This is a genomic window from Yinghuangia soli, from assembly GCF_021502675.1.
In the GTDB taxonomy this organism is placed as follows: Bacteria; Actinomycetota; Actinomycetes; order Streptomycetales; family Streptomycetaceae; genus Yinghuangia; species Yinghuangia soli.
Window position 1 is genome coordinate 20,280 of sequence record NZ_JAKFHA010000008.1, and the last position, 15,354, is coordinate 35,633.

Annotated in this window: 12 protein-coding genes; 9 read left to right on the forward strand and 3 right to left on the reverse strand. The window is 72.4% G+C overall.

Features of this window, described 5'->3' with window-relative positions:
* Positions 1–80 precede the first annotated feature (80 nt).
* The 4 genes from LZ495_RS16100 (at position 81) to LZ495_RS16115 (ending at position 5,909) form a co-directional block, all read left to right on the forward strand.
* Positions 81–2,423, forward strand: coding sequence for an NACHT domain-containing protein (locus LZ495_RS16100; protein WP_235052895.1), 2,343 nt, complete (start codon positions 81–83; stop codon positions 2,421–2,423).
* Positions 2,424–2,503: 80 nt separating this feature from the next.
* Entirely contained in the window at positions 2,504–3,454 is a 951-nt protein-coding gene (locus tag LZ495_RS16105; RefSeq protein WP_235053096.1) for a PDR/VanB family oxidoreductase, read from the forward strand.
* A 14-nt stretch (positions 3,455–3,468) separates the two neighbouring features.
* Positions 3,469–4,521: a Rieske 2Fe-2S domain-containing protein gene (locus tag LZ495_RS16110; protein ID WP_235052896.1), complete on the forward strand. Its 1,053-nt coding sequence runs from the start codon at positions 3,469–3,471 to the stop codon at positions 4,519–4,521.
* Positions 4,518–5,909, forward strand: a complete 1,392-nt coding sequence (locus LZ495_RS16115; RefSeq protein WP_235052897.1) for an aldehyde dehydrogenase family protein — start codon at positions 4,518–4,520, stop codon at positions 5,907–5,909. The genes LZ495_RS16110 and LZ495_RS16115 overlap by 4 nt, the downstream gene beginning before the upstream one ends.
* A gap of 95 nt (positions 5,910–6,004) precedes the next feature.
* Here LZ495_RS16115 and LZ495_RS16120 read toward each other — a convergent pair whose 3' ends face one another.
* Both LZ495_RS16120 and LZ495_RS16125 read right to left on the reverse strand, forming a co-directional pair.
* Positions 6,005–7,525: an APC family permease gene (locus LZ495_RS16120; RefSeq protein WP_235052898.1), complete on the reverse strand. Its 1,521-nt coding sequence runs from the start codon at positions 7,523–7,525 to the stop codon at positions 6,005–6,007.
* Positions 7,526–7,672: 147 nt separating this feature from the next.
* Positions 7,673–8,578 carry an alcohol dehydrogenase catalytic domain-containing protein gene (locus LZ495_RS16125; RefSeq protein ID WP_235052899.1) on the reverse strand — a complete coding sequence of 302 codons (906 nt, stop codon included), beginning with the start codon at positions 8,576–8,578 and terminating at the stop codon, positions 7,673–7,675.
* 159 nt (positions 8,579–8,737) lie between these two features.
* On the opposite strand from LZ495_RS16125, the gene LZ495_RS16130 reads away from it, so the two are divergent.
* From LZ495_RS16130 to LZ495_RS16145, 4 genes are read left to right on the forward strand one after another with little or no spacing between them, the layout of a single operon-like run.
* A complete protein-coding gene (locus tag LZ495_RS16130) occupies positions 8,738–10,075 on the forward strand; it encodes a glutamine synthetase family protein (RefSeq protein ID WP_235052900.1) in 1,338 nt (445 codons plus the stop codon).
* Positions 10,059–10,802, forward strand: a complete 744-nt coding sequence (locus tag LZ495_RS16135; RefSeq protein ID WP_235052901.1) for a type 1 glutamine amidotransferase — start codon at positions 10,059–10,061, stop codon at positions 10,800–10,802. Before LZ495_RS16130 ends, LZ495_RS16135 begins: the two co-directional genes overlap by 17 nt.
* The gene (locus tag LZ495_RS16140; RefSeq protein ID WP_235052902.1) at positions 10,799–11,521 is read left to right on the forward strand and encodes a gamma-glutamyl-gamma-aminobutyrate hydrolase family protein; all 723 of its coding nucleotides are present in this window, start codon (positions 10,799–10,801) and stop codon (positions 11,519–11,521) included. Before LZ495_RS16135 ends, LZ495_RS16140 begins: the two co-directional genes overlap by 4 nt.
* A 31-nt stretch (positions 11,522–11,552) precedes the next feature.
* Positions 11,553–12,824 (forward strand): cytochrome P450, encoded by a 1,272-nt coding sequence (locus LZ495_RS16145; protein ID WP_235052903.1) that lies wholly within the window; start codon positions 11,553–11,555, stop codon positions 12,822–12,824.
* 148 nt (positions 12,825–12,972) lie between these two features.
* Here LZ495_RS16145 and LZ495_RS16150 read toward each other — a convergent pair whose 3' ends face one another.
* On the reverse strand, positions 12,973–13,692 hold the full coding sequence (locus LZ495_RS16150; RefSeq protein WP_235052904.1) for a GntR family transcriptional regulator: 720 nt from the start codon (positions 13,690–13,692) through the stop codon (positions 12,973–12,975).
* 284 nt (positions 13,693–13,976) lie between these two features.
* Here LZ495_RS16150 and LZ495_RS16155 point away from each other — a divergent pair, with 284 nt between their 5' ends.
* A complete protein-coding gene (locus LZ495_RS16155; RefSeq protein ID WP_235052905.1) occupies positions 13,977–15,251 on the forward strand; it encodes an aspartate aminotransferase family protein in 1,275 nt (424 codons plus the stop codon).
* Positions 15,252–15,354: the final 103 nt, after the last annotated feature.

Sequence of the window (15,354 nt, forward strand, 5' to 3'; positions counted from 1 at the left end):
GGCGTGCTTGGGGCGATGGGGGAGCTGCTTTGCGGCGTCGGCGTTGGGGCACTGCGGCTGCCGGGGCGGTGGCCGCTGCGGTGGCGGGACTGGCGGCCGCCTGGGCGGTGCTGGGCGTGGAGTACGCGGGCAACGCGGCATCGGTCCTCGCCGCGACGAGCGTGCTGGGCGCACTGTGGATGTGGGCCGACCGGGCCCGGTACGGGCGTTCCACGGCCGGTCAGATCGACGAGGCCGCCGGTGCGCTGTCCCGCCTCGTCCTCCAGCAGTGGAGCCGCGAGGCCGCACTGCGCCGACTGCAGGACCCTGCACCGCTGTCGGTCCGCTGGAAGGACACCGCACGGCCGGTCGCCGACCACCGCGGCCTCACCGGTGGCGCGTTCACCTGCTCGGTGGCGGATCCGGGTGAACTGGCATCCGCCTTCCGGGCGTTGGCCCGCCGCAGACTTGTCGTCCTCGGCCCGCCCGGGTCCGGCAAGACCACCTTGGCCGTGCTGCTGACCCTGGAACTCGCGCGTACCCGGGCCCCCGACGAGCCGGTGCCGGTCCTGCTCTCCCTGGCCTCCTTCGACCCGGCCCGCAGCACCTTGCCGCACTGGCTGCGGCGGCAGATCGCCGCCGAGTACCCGGCGCTGCGCGACACTGCGGCCTACGGTCCCAGCGCGATCGCCGACCTGGTCGCCGCGCAGCGGGTCCTCCCGGTCCTGGACGGCCTCGACGAGATGACCGAGCACCACCGGGCGCAGGCGCTGGCCGCGGTCAACGATGCGCTGGCGGGCGGCGGTTCGGTCGTCCTGACCAGCCGCACCCCGGCCTACGCCCAGGCCGTCGCGGCCGGCGACGTGCTCACCGCGGCCGCGGTCGTCGAACCCGACCCGGTGCCGCCGGACAGCGCGACCGACTACCTGCGGCTGGCCACGCCACCCTCCCTCGGCCCCGACCGCTGGCAGTTGCTCGCCGAGCACCTCCGCCGCGACCCCGCGGGCCCGGCGGCCACCGCGCTGTCGAGTCCGCTGATGCTCTCGCTGGCGCGGACCGTATACGCCACCCGCACCGCGGATCCCGCGGAACTCGCCGACCAAGCCCGGTTCCCGAACGCCCGCGCCGTCGAACGGCACCTGCTGGACGCCTTGGTCCCCGCCCTCTTCGCCCGCTCCGCCCGCCAGGACCAGGACGCCGACCGCCCGCTCCGCGCCTGGCGGCCGGAGCAGGCCCGGCAATGGCTCACCCACCTGGCGCGGCGCCTGGACACCGCGGGCACCTACGACTTCGCCTGGTGGCGCATGCACCGGATGCTCCCCGCACTGGCCAAGCCCGCGCGCCGGGCTTGGGCGGCCGCGTCAGGGGCGGCGGTCCTGGCGATGCTCGGCAACATCGCCGCCGCGCTCGTCGAATCGCCGGTCTTCGTCGGCTTCACCGCGGCGGACTACGTGCTGTGGGCCGTCATGCCCGGGTTGCGCCTCGGGCTGCCGGTCCTGACCGTCGCCCTCGCCGCGGCCCAGGTGCGGACCTGCCGGCCGCGGCTTCCCCAAGCCCTGTCCGCGATCGGCCTCGCACTCGCCTACGGAATCGCGTACGGGTGCGCCGACGCGCTGGAGTGGCTGGTGTTCGGCTGGTGGTCCCAAGGCCGGTGCCCGCCCCTGGGCGTGGTGCTGGACAGCATGGTCCGCGTCGCCATCCTGCCGACATTCGCCGCGCTGCTGGTTCTCGCCTGTTCGGGCCTGCCGGTGCCGCCGGCGAGTCCGCAGCAGGCGACCGTGCGGGCCGGGGGAGTCCGGCTGCTCCGGTCCCTTGCCGTGGTGCCCGGCACCGTCGCCGTGTTCGTGCTGCTGTTCGTGGCCCTGCAGCAAGTGGCCTTCCCGGACAACCCGGGGTACGTCCAGGCGGGTGTCCTCGGCGTACTGCCGGGGGTCGGCCTGGCCGTCCTGCGCTGGGTGCGCGCGCCCGTCGCCGACGACGACCTGGTCACGCCGAGGTCGGGCCTGGCCGCCGACCGGCTCGTCTGCCTGCTCCTCGGCGCCTACGCAGCGGCCACGACCGTCCTCGTGATCGCCTGCCTGCCCGCGACCCACTACCAGGTCGGCAGCAGCGTCCTCGACACCTTGCAGGCCTTGTGGACCTGGACCGATACGTACGCACTGCCCTACGCGCTGGCCGCGGCGGTCCTGGGGGCGCTCGCGACCGCGTTTCCCTACTATCTGGCCGCGCGCCTCCGCTTGGCCGCCCGCGGCGAGCTGCCCTTCCGGCTGCAGGCCTTCCTCGAGGACGCCCATCGCCTGGGCGTCCTGCGCCGAGTGGGTCCCGTCTACCAGTTCCGCCATGCGCTTCTGCAGGACCACCTCGCCACGACACCCGTACCCGCCCAGCGGCAGCCTGCGCACACCACCGCCCAGGGCACTCTGTCCGGTCATTCTTATCTTTGATAAATTATTGGAAGATGGAATGAGCGAGCGAGGGGTCCCCTGTGACGCTGTCGGCCGAGACCGTGCTTCATGAACTCGAGATGGATGTGGTCGTGCGCTCGGTGCGCGTCGAGTCGGACGGTGTGCGTTCGCTCGAACTCGCGCCGGCCGCCGCGGGCGACCGGCTGCCGCCGTGGACGCCCGGCGCGCACATCGACGTGCTGCTGGGCAGCGGCGCCGATGCGCTGGTACGGCAGTACTCACTGTGCGGCGACGCGGGCGAAGCGGAGGACCGGGGCAGTTGGCGGATCGCGGTGCTCCGCACCGAGGACTCGCGCGGCGGGTCGCGCTACGTGCACGACACCCTCCGCGAGGGCGACATCGTCACCGTGCGCGGACCCCGCAACCACTTCGCGCTGGCCGGCAGCCCGCGCTACCTGTTCATCGCCGGCGGCATCGGCATAACGCCGATCCTCCCGATGCTCGCCCAGGCCGAGGCGGCCGGCGCCGATTGGCGGCTCGTCTACGGCGGCCGCAGCCGCGCCGCGATGGCCTTCACGGACCGGCTGGCGGCGTACGGTGGCAAGGTCGCCCTGGTTCCGCAGGACGAGCAGGGGCCGCTCGACCTCGACGGCCTGCTCGGCACCCCCGAGCCCGACACCCTGGTCTACTGCTGCGGCCCCGCCGGACTCCTCGACGCGGTCGAGGCCAAGTGCGCGTCCTGGCCCTCCGGCGTCCTGCACATGGAGCGCTTCACGCCGATCGCGGCGGACGACGCGCAGAACCTGGAGTTCACCGTCGTCCTGCAGCGCTCCGGGCTGACGCTGACCGTCCCCGCGGACAAGTCGGTCTACAGCGTCTGCCGGGAGAACGACGTCTCGGTCCTCGCCTCGTGCCTCGAAGGCATCTGCGGCACCTGCGAGACCGAGGTCCTGGACGGCGAGGTCGAGCACCGCGACGCGATCCTCGACGAACACGAACGGGCCGCGAACAACACCATGATGATCTGCGTCTCGCGCTGCCGCGGCGGCAAGCTCACGCTCGACCTGTGACCCCGGAGGCCACCGTGAAGCCACACAAGACAGGCCGGGCGCACGCGAGCGGCACCGGCAGCGTGACGCGGTTCCCCAGGGACGCCTGGTACGCCCTCGCCCGCGCCGATGAGGTCGGCCGATCGCCGGCCGGCCGCGTCGTGCACGGCACCGGCGTCGTCCTCTACCGGACCTCGGCGGGGACCGTCGCCGCCCTTGCCGACCGGTGCGCGCACCGGCCGTACCCGCTCAGCCTCGGCCGGGTCGCAGGCGACCTGCTCATCTCCTCGTACTCCGGCTTCGCCTACGGCCCCGACGGGCGCGTCGTTTCGGTGCCGACCCAGAAGCGCGTCCCGGTCGGCGCGGCGGTCCGCGCCTATCCCGTACGGGAGTACGCAGGGTTGGTGTGGGTCTGGACCGGCAGCCCGGGGCTCGCGTCCCGGCGCCCGCTGCCCGCGCTGCCCTGGCTGACCGAGCCGGACTGGACGACCTTCGGCGCCGACTGGGAGACCGCCGCGGCCGGCGGGCTGCTGCAGGACAACTTCGCCGACATCACGCACGTCCCGCACCTGGACCCGGCACTCGCGCCGCCTGTCCTGCACCAGGTGCCGCCGCGCCTCGACGTCGAGGTCACCGAGCAACAGGTGCGCTTCCGCCGGGACTTCCCACCCGCCCGGCTGCAGACCTGGCAGAGCGAGGCGACCGGACTGCCGCCCGAAGGGGAGTACGCGCAGCACGAAGAAGGCTGGTTCGCGGCCCCCGGGCTCTGGGCGGACCGCTGGGACGTCCTGGTCCCCGGCGAGCCGCTCACCCTGCACTTCACGCACGCTCTCACGCCCGTCGACGAACGCCGCACCCGCCACTACTGGGCGGTCAGCCGCAACTTCTCCCCGAAGCCCGAGACCACCGGCATCCTGCGGCCGATCCTCGACGGGTACTACCGCAAGGTGAAGGACGCCCTCGAAGTGATGCAGGCACTCGTCGACCGCGAAGGCCCCGCGCCCGAGGTCCGGGTGCGGGCGGACGCCGCCCTGCTGGAAGTGCGCCGGGTCATGCGCCGCCTGCTCACGGAGGACACCGCACGATGAACGACACGACGAGCCCCTACCGCGTCACGAACCCCGCCACCGGCGAGCAGGGCTCGCCGCACCCCACCGCGAGCCCGGACCAGGTGGAAGCCGCCCTCTCCGCGGCCGCGGCCGCCTACCCCGCGTGGCGGGCCACCCCGCTTTCCGAACGCCGGGCGCTGCTGCACCGGGTCGCCGACCTGCACGACGAGGCAGCCGGCGAACTCGCCGCCGTCATGGCCCGGGAGATGGGCAAGCCGGTCCGCTCCGGGCGCGGCGAGATCGGCCTGTGCGCCGAGATCTACCGCTACTACGCGGACCACGCCGAGGAGTTCCTCGCCGACGAAGTCCTGCCGCAGCGGGACGGCGCCACCGCACTCCTGCGCATGGCCCCCGTCGGGCCACTCCTCGGGGTCATGCCGTGGAACTACCCGTACTACCAGGTCGCCCGGTTCGCCGCGCCGAACCTGCTGCTCGGCAACACCATCCTGCTCAAGCACGCCCCGCAGTGCCCCGAGAGCGCCCTGCGGCTGGCCGAGATGTTCGCCGGCGCCGGACTGATACCCGGCGGCTACACCAACCTCTTTCTGGACAACGACCAGGCCGCCGCGGTGATCGCCGATCCGCGCGTCCAGGGGGTTTCGCTGACCGGCTCGGAGCGCGCCGGCGCGGCGGTCGCCGAGGCCGCCGGCCGCCACCTGAAGAAGGTGGTGCTCGAACTGGGCGGCGCCGACGCGTTCATCGTCCTGGACACCGCCGACCTCGACGCCCTGATCGCCGAGGCGGTGGTGGGGCGCATGGGCAACTGCGGCCAGGCCTGCAACGCGGCCAAGCGGTTCATCGTGGCCGCGGAACTGCACGACGAGTTCGTGGCGCGCTTCGCGGCGGCCGTCGCGGACATCCGGGTGGGGGACCCGTTCGACGAGTCCATCGCCATGGGGCCGCTGTCGTCGCACGCCGCCCGCGACCAGGTCGCCGCACAGGTCGACGACGCGCTCGCCAAGGGCGCGGTCGCGCACACCGGCGGTACGGCGGTCCCCGGCGCCGGGGCGTACTACCGGCCGACCGTACTGACCGGCGTCGTGCCGGGCATGCGGGCGTGGGACGAGGAGATCTTCGGGCCGGTCGCCGTGGTGCACAAGGCCGCCGACGCGGCGGAGGCCGTGCGGCTCGCCAACGACTCGCCGTACGGGCTGTCCGCCTCGGTACACGCCGCGGACCCCGCCGACGCCCTCGCGCTGGCGGACCTCCTCGACGTCGGCATGGTCTACATCGGCGAAGCCCCCTCGACCGCGGCCGACCTGCCTTTCGGCGGCACCAAGCGCAGCGGCTTCGGCCGCGAGCTCGGCCGCCTGGGCATCCAGGAGTTCGCCAACCGCAAGCTGGTCAAAGTGCGCGCCCAGGGTTAGCAACTTCCTCGGTACGTAAGCCGAATGCCTGAAGGGGCGGGTCTCGGACCCGCCCCTTCAGGCGTCTTCACAGGCTTTGCGCAGGGTGCCGGGCGTCAGCTCACGAACTCCTTGAGCAGCGCGTTTTCGCTGCGCTTCTTCGCGGTGGCCAGCGCGTACACGACGGCGCCGCCGAACACGGCGAACGGGCACAGCGCCAGGATCCAGCCGGTCGCGGACATGTGCCAGGCGTCCATGCTGGTGCCGGCCGTCCCGCTGATGAGCCCGAACCGGGCCAGCAGCAGATACAGGATCCCGACCATCGCCGCGAGGCTCAGCGCCGGGGCTATGAGCACGTTCCACGGCCGCGTGTCGCCGCCGTTGCGCCGGAAGTAGACGATGACCGAGATGCTCACGAGCGCCTGGACGAAGGTGAGCGCCACGATCGCGGTGATCGCGAACCAGTAGAAGAGGTTCACCACCGGATCGAGGTCGAACAGCGCGAACGCGGCCACCACGAGACCGGCGATCGACGTCTGCAGGAACGACGCATAGGCCGGTACGCCACGGGAGTTCGTGCGCCCGAACGCCTTCGGCAGCAACTCGGCGCGGCCCATCGCGAAGAAGTAGCGGGTCGCGGAGTTGTGGAAGGCCAGCACGCACGCGAACGCGCTGCTGATCAGCAGCCACTTCATCAGCTCCGCCAGCCAGCCGCCCACATAGACGTCCGCCACGTGGAAGAGCACCTGGGCGGGGTCGGCAAGCGGTACGTCGCCGACCGTGGTCAGCCGCACGGTCTCGTCGGCCACCTGGGTGTGCCCGACACCGCTCACCACGCCGAACGACACGACCGCGAAGACGGCCGTGATGATGCCGACCGACAGGTACGTGGACAGCGGCACGGTACGCCGGGGGTTCCGCGACTCCTCGCCGTAGATCGCGGTGGCCTCGAAGCCGATGAAGCCGGCGAATGCGAAGGCGAACGCGATGCCCGGCGCGCCGTCCATGATGGCCGACGGACTGAACGAGGCGCCCAGGTCGATGCCGTCCGGGCCGCCGCCGTCCAGGAAGACCGCGAGCGCGGTCAGCATCATCGACCCGACCTCCAGGACCAGGAGCAGGCCGAGCAGCTTCGCGCCGAACTCGACGTGCAGCAGGCCCAGCACCTGGACCAGGGCGACCGCGGCGAGCGACCACACCCACCAGGGGACGTCCAGGGACGGCAGCGTCCCGGCGACCGTCGCCCCGAGGTAGCCGTACACCGCGGCCTGCACGAGGCAGTACGCCATGACGGTCACGAACGCGGACGCGACGCCCCAGGTCACCCCGAGGCCGCGGCCTATGTAGGCGAAGAAGGCGCCGGTGTGCACCACGTGGTTGCTCATCGCGGCGTAGCCGACCGAGAAGAGCATGAAGACCAGGCCCGCGACCAGGAAGGTCCCGGGCGCGGCGGCGCCGTTCCCGATGACCAGGATGCTGGGCACCAGGCCGGTCATCCCGGCGATGGGCGCGGCCGCCGCGATGACGAAGAAGCAGATTCCGAAGACCCCGATGGCATTCCGGGTGAGCGACGTGCCGCCCGTTCCTCCCGGATCCCTCGGTTCTCTGTCGGTCGGCTCGGCGGTCTCGGTGCTCACGGTTCCCTCCCGGGGGTCGGCGGGGAATGCGCCGGTCGGCGCGTCCCCGGCTTGGCGTACGGAGTCGTCAGGCGGTGGTTCGGGCGGGTGCGCCGGGCGGGGCGCAGCGGGCGCCGCGGCCGGATGGCGGTCCGGCCGCGGCACGGTTCAGGAGGTGGTCAGCACGATGCGGCCCCGGGAAGCGCCGGAGCGCAGCAGTTCGTGGGCCCGGTTGGCCTCGCTCAGCGGGAGGTGTTCGACGACGTGCCGCAGCGGCTCGCGGCGGGCCATGCCCAGCAGGTCGTGCAGGTCGGCGAGGCTGCCCCAGATGCTGGTGGTGAGCGAGACCTCGCTGGGCAGGCGGCCCAGGCCGAAGGGCACGCTGCCGCCGAACATCCCGACCAGGACGACTACTCCGCCGCGCTGCACGTTGGCCACCGCGGCGCCGAGCGTCGCCTCGGCGCCCACGAAGTCGACCACGGCGTCGTACGGCGCGCCGCCGACCTCCTCGGGCGTGAGCGTCGTGTCGGCGCCGAGTTCGCGCGCCACCGAGAGCCGGGCGGGCAGCGTGTCGACCACCGTGATGTGCACGCCCGGGGTGCGGCGCAGGAACTGCACCGCGTACTGGCCCAGGCCGCCCGCGCCGATGACCAGCACGCGCGACGAACGACCGGCCTCGCGCAGGGTCATGGCCCGCCGCACCGCGCGGAACGCGGTCAGCCCGCCGCACGCGAGCGGGGCGACTTCGAGCGGGTCGAGGCCCTCCAGCGGCACCAGGTACTCGCGGTGGGGGACCAGCATCTTGTCGGCGTAGCCGCCGTCGTCCACAATCCCGGCCTCGTGGCTGTCGGCGCAGATCATCTCCTGCCCGGCCGCGCACTGCAGGCATCCCGGGCGGCGGCAGCCCCACGGGGCGTACACCATGACGGGACCCAAGCGGGCGTCCAGGCCGACCACTTCGTGGCCGAGCACGATCGGGGTGCGGCCGATGCTGCCGTCCGCGACATGCAGGTCGGAATGGCAGACGCCGCACCCGAGGACGTCGATCACCGTCTGGTCCGGGCCGGCCGCCACGGGGTCCGGCACCTCGCGTGCGACAAGGGGTTTTCCGGGGGCCTCAAGAGTCATCGTCCGCATCGGCCAGCCTTTCCGAGGTGCCTTGGGTGCCTTGCCGCTCCCGCCTGATGGCCGGTAAGGTAGCTGATAGACGATAATTTATCTACGGGAGGGGCCGTGGCGAACGAGCCAGGCAGAAACCTCGACGAATGCGCACGGATCGCCGAGTCGGCAGGCGTGCACACCGTCATCTGCCTCTTCACCGACACCTGGGGGGTCCCGCGCGGGAAGCACCTCCCGATCCGCCAGTTCCTGCGCGGCGGACGCTTCACCACGGCCGCGGTCGCGCTGTCGTGGAACCCGCGCTCCGACGTCCAGCCCACGCCGTGGGCCGAGATGGACAGCGAGTTCAAGGACATGGCGGTGGTCGCCGACCTGGACACCTTCCGGATCGCCGGCTGGACCGAGGGCACCGCGGTCGTCGTCTGCGACACGGTCGACCTGGAGACCGGCGAGCCGACCGCGATGGACGCACGCGCGATGCTCAAGCGCACGCTGCGCGAGTACGCCGAGCTCGGGATGACCGTGAACCAGGCCCCCGAGCTGGAGTTCCACCTCTTCGGTGCGGACTGGAAGCCGATATCGGACAAGTCGCTGTGCTACTCGGTGGACCGCGCCGACGAACTGGACACGGTCCTCGGCGCGATCCGCGGGGCCCTGCTGCGCACCGGTATCGACTGCGAGGCGAGCAACGTCGAGTACGGCCCGTCCCAGATCGAGATCAACCTGCGCTACGCCGCGGGGATCACCTCGATCGACGAGACGGTCCTGTTCCGGTTGATCACCCGCGCGGTCGCGCGCCGGCACGGCTACCACGCGACCTTCATGGTCAAGCCGATCAACGGCGGCGCCGGCTCCGGCATGCACATCCACCAGAGCCTTGTCGACACCCAGGGCCGCAACGTCTTCGCGGTCCCGGACAGCCCCGGCCACGCGCTCCCGTCCAAGGCGATGCAGGGCTACGTCGCCGGACTGCTGCGCCGCCAGCTCGACCTGCAGGTGCTGGCGATGCCCACGGTGACCGCGTACCGCCGGGCCGAGGACTACTCCTTCTCGCCCACCCAGGTCTGCTGGGGCATGGACAACAGGCTGGTCGGCGTCCGCTGCCTGACCCCGGACGAGCCGGGCACCCGCGTCGAGGTGCGCTGGGGCGCCGCCGACGCCAATCCGTACCTGCTCGCGCACGGCTACCTGCAGGCCGGGCTCGAAGGCATGCGGGACAACGCGCCGCTGCAGCCGGTCTCGACCGGCGACCCGCACGCCGACACCGCGCTGCCGCGCCTTGCGCCCAGCCTGGACAAGGCCGTCGAGGCCTTCCACGGCAGCGAGTTCGCCCGCCGCGCCTACGGCGACATGTTCGTCGACACGTTCACGGTCATGCAGCGCAACGAGCTCGCCGCCTTCGGTGCGCACATCACCGACTGGGAGTTCGCGCGCTATGCCGACATCTTCTGAGCCCGCCGGCGACCCGCTGCGCGCCACCGGCCGGCCGCCGAGGGCCGTGCTCGTCACGCATGAGGCCTTCGGCGCCGACGACACCGGAGCGGTCCGCGGACTGCTCGCCGACCGCGGCTTCGAGGTCGTCCACCACACCGTGTTCCCGCGCGGCGAGGCCCGCGACCCCGACCTGGCCCTGCCCGACCCGGCCGGCGCCGACCTGGTGATGGTCTTCGGCTCGTTCGCGCACGCCTGGGAACCGCGGAACAAGGACTGGGTCGCCACCGAGGTCGCCTGGGTCCGGCGGGTGCTGGCCTGGGACATCCCCTATGTCGGCATCTGCTTCGGCGGCCAGCTGCTGGCCGACGCCTGGGGCGGGCGGATAGAACCCGGGGACGGCCACGAGATCGGCATGCTGACCTTCGCGACCGTCCCCGAATGCCCGGTCCCGGGCGGCCCGTGGTTCTCCTGGCACAGCGACCGCGTGGTCCTGCCGCCGGACGTCGCGGTGTGGTCGCGCAGCGACTTCGGGCCGCAGATCTTCACCCGCGGCCGGTCCATCGGGGTGCAGTTCCACCCCGAGGTCACCCGGGCCCTGGTCGAGTCCTGGATCCGCACCGACGAAGCCGGCGTCGACCGGCTGCACGGCGCGGACCGGCTGCGCGCCGAGGTCGACGAGAACGTGGACACCGCGCAGGAGAACCTGCGGCGCTTCCTCGACTGGGTGATCGGAGCCTGGGTATGACCGGGCGCCCCCGCATCGCCGTCCCGGGCCGGTTCAGCGCATCCGCCTCGGCGCTGCGCTACCGGGCGGTCGTCAATGCCCATGCTCTCCTCGAAGCGGTCTGGGCCGCGGGCGGCGACCCTGTCACCCTGCTGCCGACCCCGGATCCGACGCCCGAGGAGACCGCGGCCCGGCTCGCCGCGTACGACGGCGTGCTGCTGCCGGGCGGTGCCGACATCAACCCGGCCCTGTACGGCGCCGCACCGGAGCCCGGGACCGACCCGCCCGACGACGTCCAGGACGCCTTCGACCTGGCCGTACTGGAGTACGCGATCGGGCATGCGGTGCCGCTGCTCACCGTGTGCCGCGGCACGCAGCTCCTCAACGCCGCCCTGGGCGGCACCCTCGACCAGGCCTTCGCCGATCCGCACGTGCACGTCGTGCAGAAGGTCACGCCGGTCGACCCGGTCCTGTTCGGACCGGACTCCATCCCGGTCAGCTGCTACCACCGGCAGCGCATCGACGTGCTGGCCGACGCGCTGGAGCCGTTCGCGTACGCCGAGGACGGCACCATCGAGGCGGTCCGCTACCGGGCCGCGCCCGGCTGGGTCTTCGGCGTGCAGTGGCACCCCGAGGACACCGCCGCCACCGATGCGCACCAGCAGCTCCTGCTCGAACACTTCGTGGCCGCGGCCCGGGACCGCGGCCGGGACGCACGGCACCTCCGGCAGACCTCGTAAGCCCAGCAAGTCCGGCAAGAGAAGGAACGTCATGGGACCCAATGACATCGACCTCACCGACCTCGACCTCTTCGGGAACGGAACCCCGCACGAGGCGTTCCGGACCCTGCGCGACCAGGCGCCGCTGTTCTGGAACGACGAGACCGGCGGCAACAAGGGCTTCTGGTCGGTCACCCGCTACGACGACGTCGCCGCGGTGGACAAGGACGCCGCGACGTACTCGTCCGAGCAGCAGGTCACGCTGGAGGAACTCGACGAGGACCAGCTCCTGGTGCGCAAGTCGATGATCGACACGGACGGCGCCCGGCACTGGGCCCTGCGCAAGGTGCTGCTGCGCGAGTTCAGCCCGCGCGCGGTGGCGCTCTACGGCGACTTCCTGACCAAGCTGACCGGCGCCACTCTGGACCGCGCGCTGGCGCTGGGCGAGTTCGACTTCGTCGAGCAGATCAGCGCGGACATCCCGATCCGGCTGCTGGCGCGCATGCTGGACGTCCCGATCGAGGACACCGACAAGCTGATCGACTGGGGCAACCAGATGATCGCGAACTCGGACCCGGACTACACCGACGTGCTGGCCGGCAGCCCGGAGTCCGAGCAGTACCGCGACCTGCCGTTCCGCTCGCCCGCCGCACTGGAGGTCTTCGAGTACGGCTTCCGGCTGGCCGCGCAGCGCCGCGGCGGCACCGGCACCGACCTCGTGTCCAAGCTGGTCAACACCACGCCGGAAGACGGCATCCCGCTCTCCGACCTGGACTACCAGAACTACTTCTCGCTGCTGATCATCGCCGGGAACGAGACCACCCGGCACACCATCTCGCACACCGTCCGGGCGCTGGCCTCGCACCCGCAGGCCTGGGCCGACCTCAAGGCGGACCCGTCGCTGGTGGGCAACGCGGTCGAGGAGTTCCTGCGCTGGGCCACCCCGATCGTGCACTTCCGGCGCACCGCGACGCGCGACGTCGAACTGCACGGGCAGCGGATCCGCGAAGGCGACAAGGTGGTGATGTGGTTCGGCTCGGCCAACTTCGACGAGCGCAAGTTCGCCGACCCGCACGTGTTCGACGTGCACCGCAAGAACGTCGAGCACGTCTCCTTCGGCAAGGGCAGCCCGCACTTCTGCCTGGGCAACGCGCTGGCCCGCCTGGAGATCAAGATCGTCATCACCGCGCTGCTGGAGCGCCTGGAGCGCATCGAGCTCCTCGAGACGCCCAGCATGGTCCGCTCGAACCTGGTGCACGGCATCAAGAAGATGCCCGTGCGCGTACACCCCGACCCGGCGTTCCCGGCGACTGCCACCGCCTGAGGCACCGGTCGGCGCCGGCCGGGCTGCAACCCGGCCGGCACAGGGAAGGGCCCGCTCCGCGCAACCTGGCTCGGTACGCGCGGGGCGGGCCCGTCCGCTCGTCTTCGGTTTGTCTTCGGTTTGTCTTCGGCTCGGCTTCGGCTCGGCTTCAGCGCGCGGGGGTCTCCGTGCCGCCCTCGCCGGCCGCCCCGCCGGTGGCGAAGAAGCCCGCTTCGGTGAGGGCGTCCACGGCCCGGCGGCCGTTGATGCTGAGGTGGTGCTCCATGGCCGCCCGGGCGGTGTCGGCATCCCGGGCGCGCAGCGCGGCGATGATCGCATCGTGCTCGTTCGCGGCGTTGTTCTGCCAGCCCGGGATGATCACGCCGAAGCGCACGTCCATGCCGTGCGACAGCGGGCGCAGCACCGAGCGCAGCCGGCGGGACGCGCCGATCCGGTTGATCCGGCTGTGGATCTCGTTGTTGAGCTCTTCCTGCTCCTGCGGGTCCTCGGCGGTGCGCATGCGCTGGTTGAGGGCGTGGAGTTCGTCGATCTCGTCGTCGCTCATCGCCTTCGAGGCGCGGGCCGCGGCGATGCCGGAGATCTTGCCGTAGATCTCGTAGTGGTCCAGGACGTCGACCGGGTCCAGCTCCTCCACGTAGTAGCCGCGGCGCGGGACGGTGCGGACCAGGCCCTCCGCGGACAGCGCGATGAGCGCCTCGCGGACCGGGAGTTGGCTGACGTCCAGGTCGGCGGCCAGGCCCGAGACGTCCAGCCGACTGCCGCGGCGGAGGTCGCCGACCATGATGCTGTTGCGGATCACATCAGCGACGTCCTCGCGCAGAACCCGGCGGGCCGGGACTCGTGACGTGGGGGAGATATGTCCGCTCATGACTCCGCAATCTCTTCGGCCACCACGGGCGGCCGCGACGCTGCGTCCCCCGGACCGGATCGGCTCCGGTCGCGCCATGTTACTCGCGCGATCACTCTGATAGTTTATCGTATATCAATTCAGTACGGCGGCTTTGTCGCTTGCCTTCGCCCGCCGCGGCCTGCCTTCCGGCGTGTGCTCCGCCGTGTCGTGCGTCTTGCCTTCGTCCGGCCTTCCCCCGCCGCCTGGCTTCGCCGCCTCCTTTCGCCGGTTCCTTCCGTCGTCTTCTTCTGCCGAGGAGTCTCATGTCCGCCACACCGACCCTGGTGACCCCCGCCGCCACGCTGTCCGGCGTCTGGAGCCGGATCACGCAGCTGAACGTCGTCTCGGGCTCCGGGGCATGGGTGGAGACCGTCGAAGGGGAGCGCTACCTGGACTTCACGGCCGGGATAGCCGTCTGCTCGACGGGCCACGCGCATCCGCGGGTCGTGGAGGCCATCCGCACGCAGGCGGGCCGGATCGTGCACGCGCAGGTGAACTGCTACCAGCACGACCTGCTGGCGCCGCTGGCCGACCGGCTGGCCGAGCTGACGCCGCCGGCCATCGAGCAGTTCTTCTTCAGTAATTCCGGCGCCGAGGCGGTCGAGGCCGCGGTCAAGCTGGCCAAGCAGGCCACCGGGCGCACCGGGGTGGTGGTCTTCCAAGGCTCGTTCCACGGCCGCACCCACCTGACCGCGGCGATGACCACGTCCAAGGCCGTGTACCGCGTGCACGCCCAGCCGCTGCCCGCGGGCGTCTTCGTGGCGCCGTTCCCGTCCCTGGTCGGCCGTGCGGAGGCCGATGCGGATGCCGAGGTCGCGCGCTGCCTGGACGGCCTCCGGGAACTCCTGGAGACGACCTGCCACCCGTCCGACATCGCGGCGTTCGTGATCGAGCCGGTCCAGGGCGAGGGCGGCTACCGCCCGGTGCCCGCGGCATTCCTGCGCGGGCTGCGGGAGATCTGCGACGCACACGGGATCCTGCTCGTCGCGGACGAGGTGCAGACCGGATTCGGCCGCACCGGCACGATGTTCGCCATCGAGCATTACGACGTCGAGCCCGACGTGATGGTGCTGGCCAAGGGCATGGCGTCCGGGATGCCGCTCAGCGCGGTCGGCGCGCGGGCCTCGGTCATGAGCGCCTGGGTGCCCGGCTCGCACGGCGGCACCTACGGCGGCAATGCGGTCGCCTGCGCCGCGGCCCTGGCCACCATCGACGTGCTCACCGAACCGGGCGCGCCGGAGCACGTCCGCGACCTGGGCGACGCCCTGCGGGACGCGTTGCTCGGGCTCCGGGCCGCACACCCCGAGGCCGTCGTGGACGTGCGCGGCCTCGGCCTCATGCTCGCCGTCGAGTTCGCCGACCCGGCGGTCACCGCCCGCATCGTGGCGGCCTGCCTCGCCCGCCGCCTCATCCTCACGACGGCCGGCGCCCGCGGTGCCGCGATCCGCTGGATGCCGCCGCTCGTCGTGACGCGCGCCGAACTCGACCAGGCGATCGGCATCTTCGCCGCGGCCGTCGCCGAGGCGCTCGCGGACTGACGGCTGCCGGACGCCGGCGCACCGGGGGCGGGGGGGGGGGGGGGGGGGGGGGCGGGGCCCCCCCCCCCGGGGGGGGGGGGGGGGCGCCCCCGGGGGGGGGGGG

Coding starts and splice junctions, on each gene's coding strand:
- LZ495_RS16155 (WP_235052905.1), top strand. CDS start 13,977: ATGTCCGCCACACCGACCCTGGTGACCCCCGCCGCCACGCTGTCCGGC.
- LZ495_RS16105 (WP_235053096.1), top strand. CDS start 2,504: ATGGATGTGGTCGTGCGCTCGGTGCGCGTCGAGTCGGACGGTGTGCGT.
- LZ495_RS16140 (WP_235052902.1), top strand. CDS start 10,799: ATGACCGGGCGCCCCCGCATCGCCGTCCCGGGCCGGTTCAGCGCATCC.
- LZ495_RS16115 (WP_235052897.1), top strand. CDS start 4,518: ATGAACGACACGACGAGCCCCTACCGCGTCACGAACCCCGCCACCGGC.
- LZ495_RS16135 (WP_235052901.1), top strand. CDS start 10,059: ATGCCGACATCTTCTGAGCCCGCCGGCGACCCGCTGCGCGCCACCGGC.
- LZ495_RS16145 (WP_235052903.1), top strand. CDS start 11,553: ATGGGACCCAATGACATCGACCTCACCGACCTCGACCTCTTCGGGAAC.
- LZ495_RS16150 (WP_235052904.1), bottom strand. CDS start 13,692: ATGAGCGGACATATCTCCCCCACGTCACGAGTCCCGGCCCGCCGGGTT.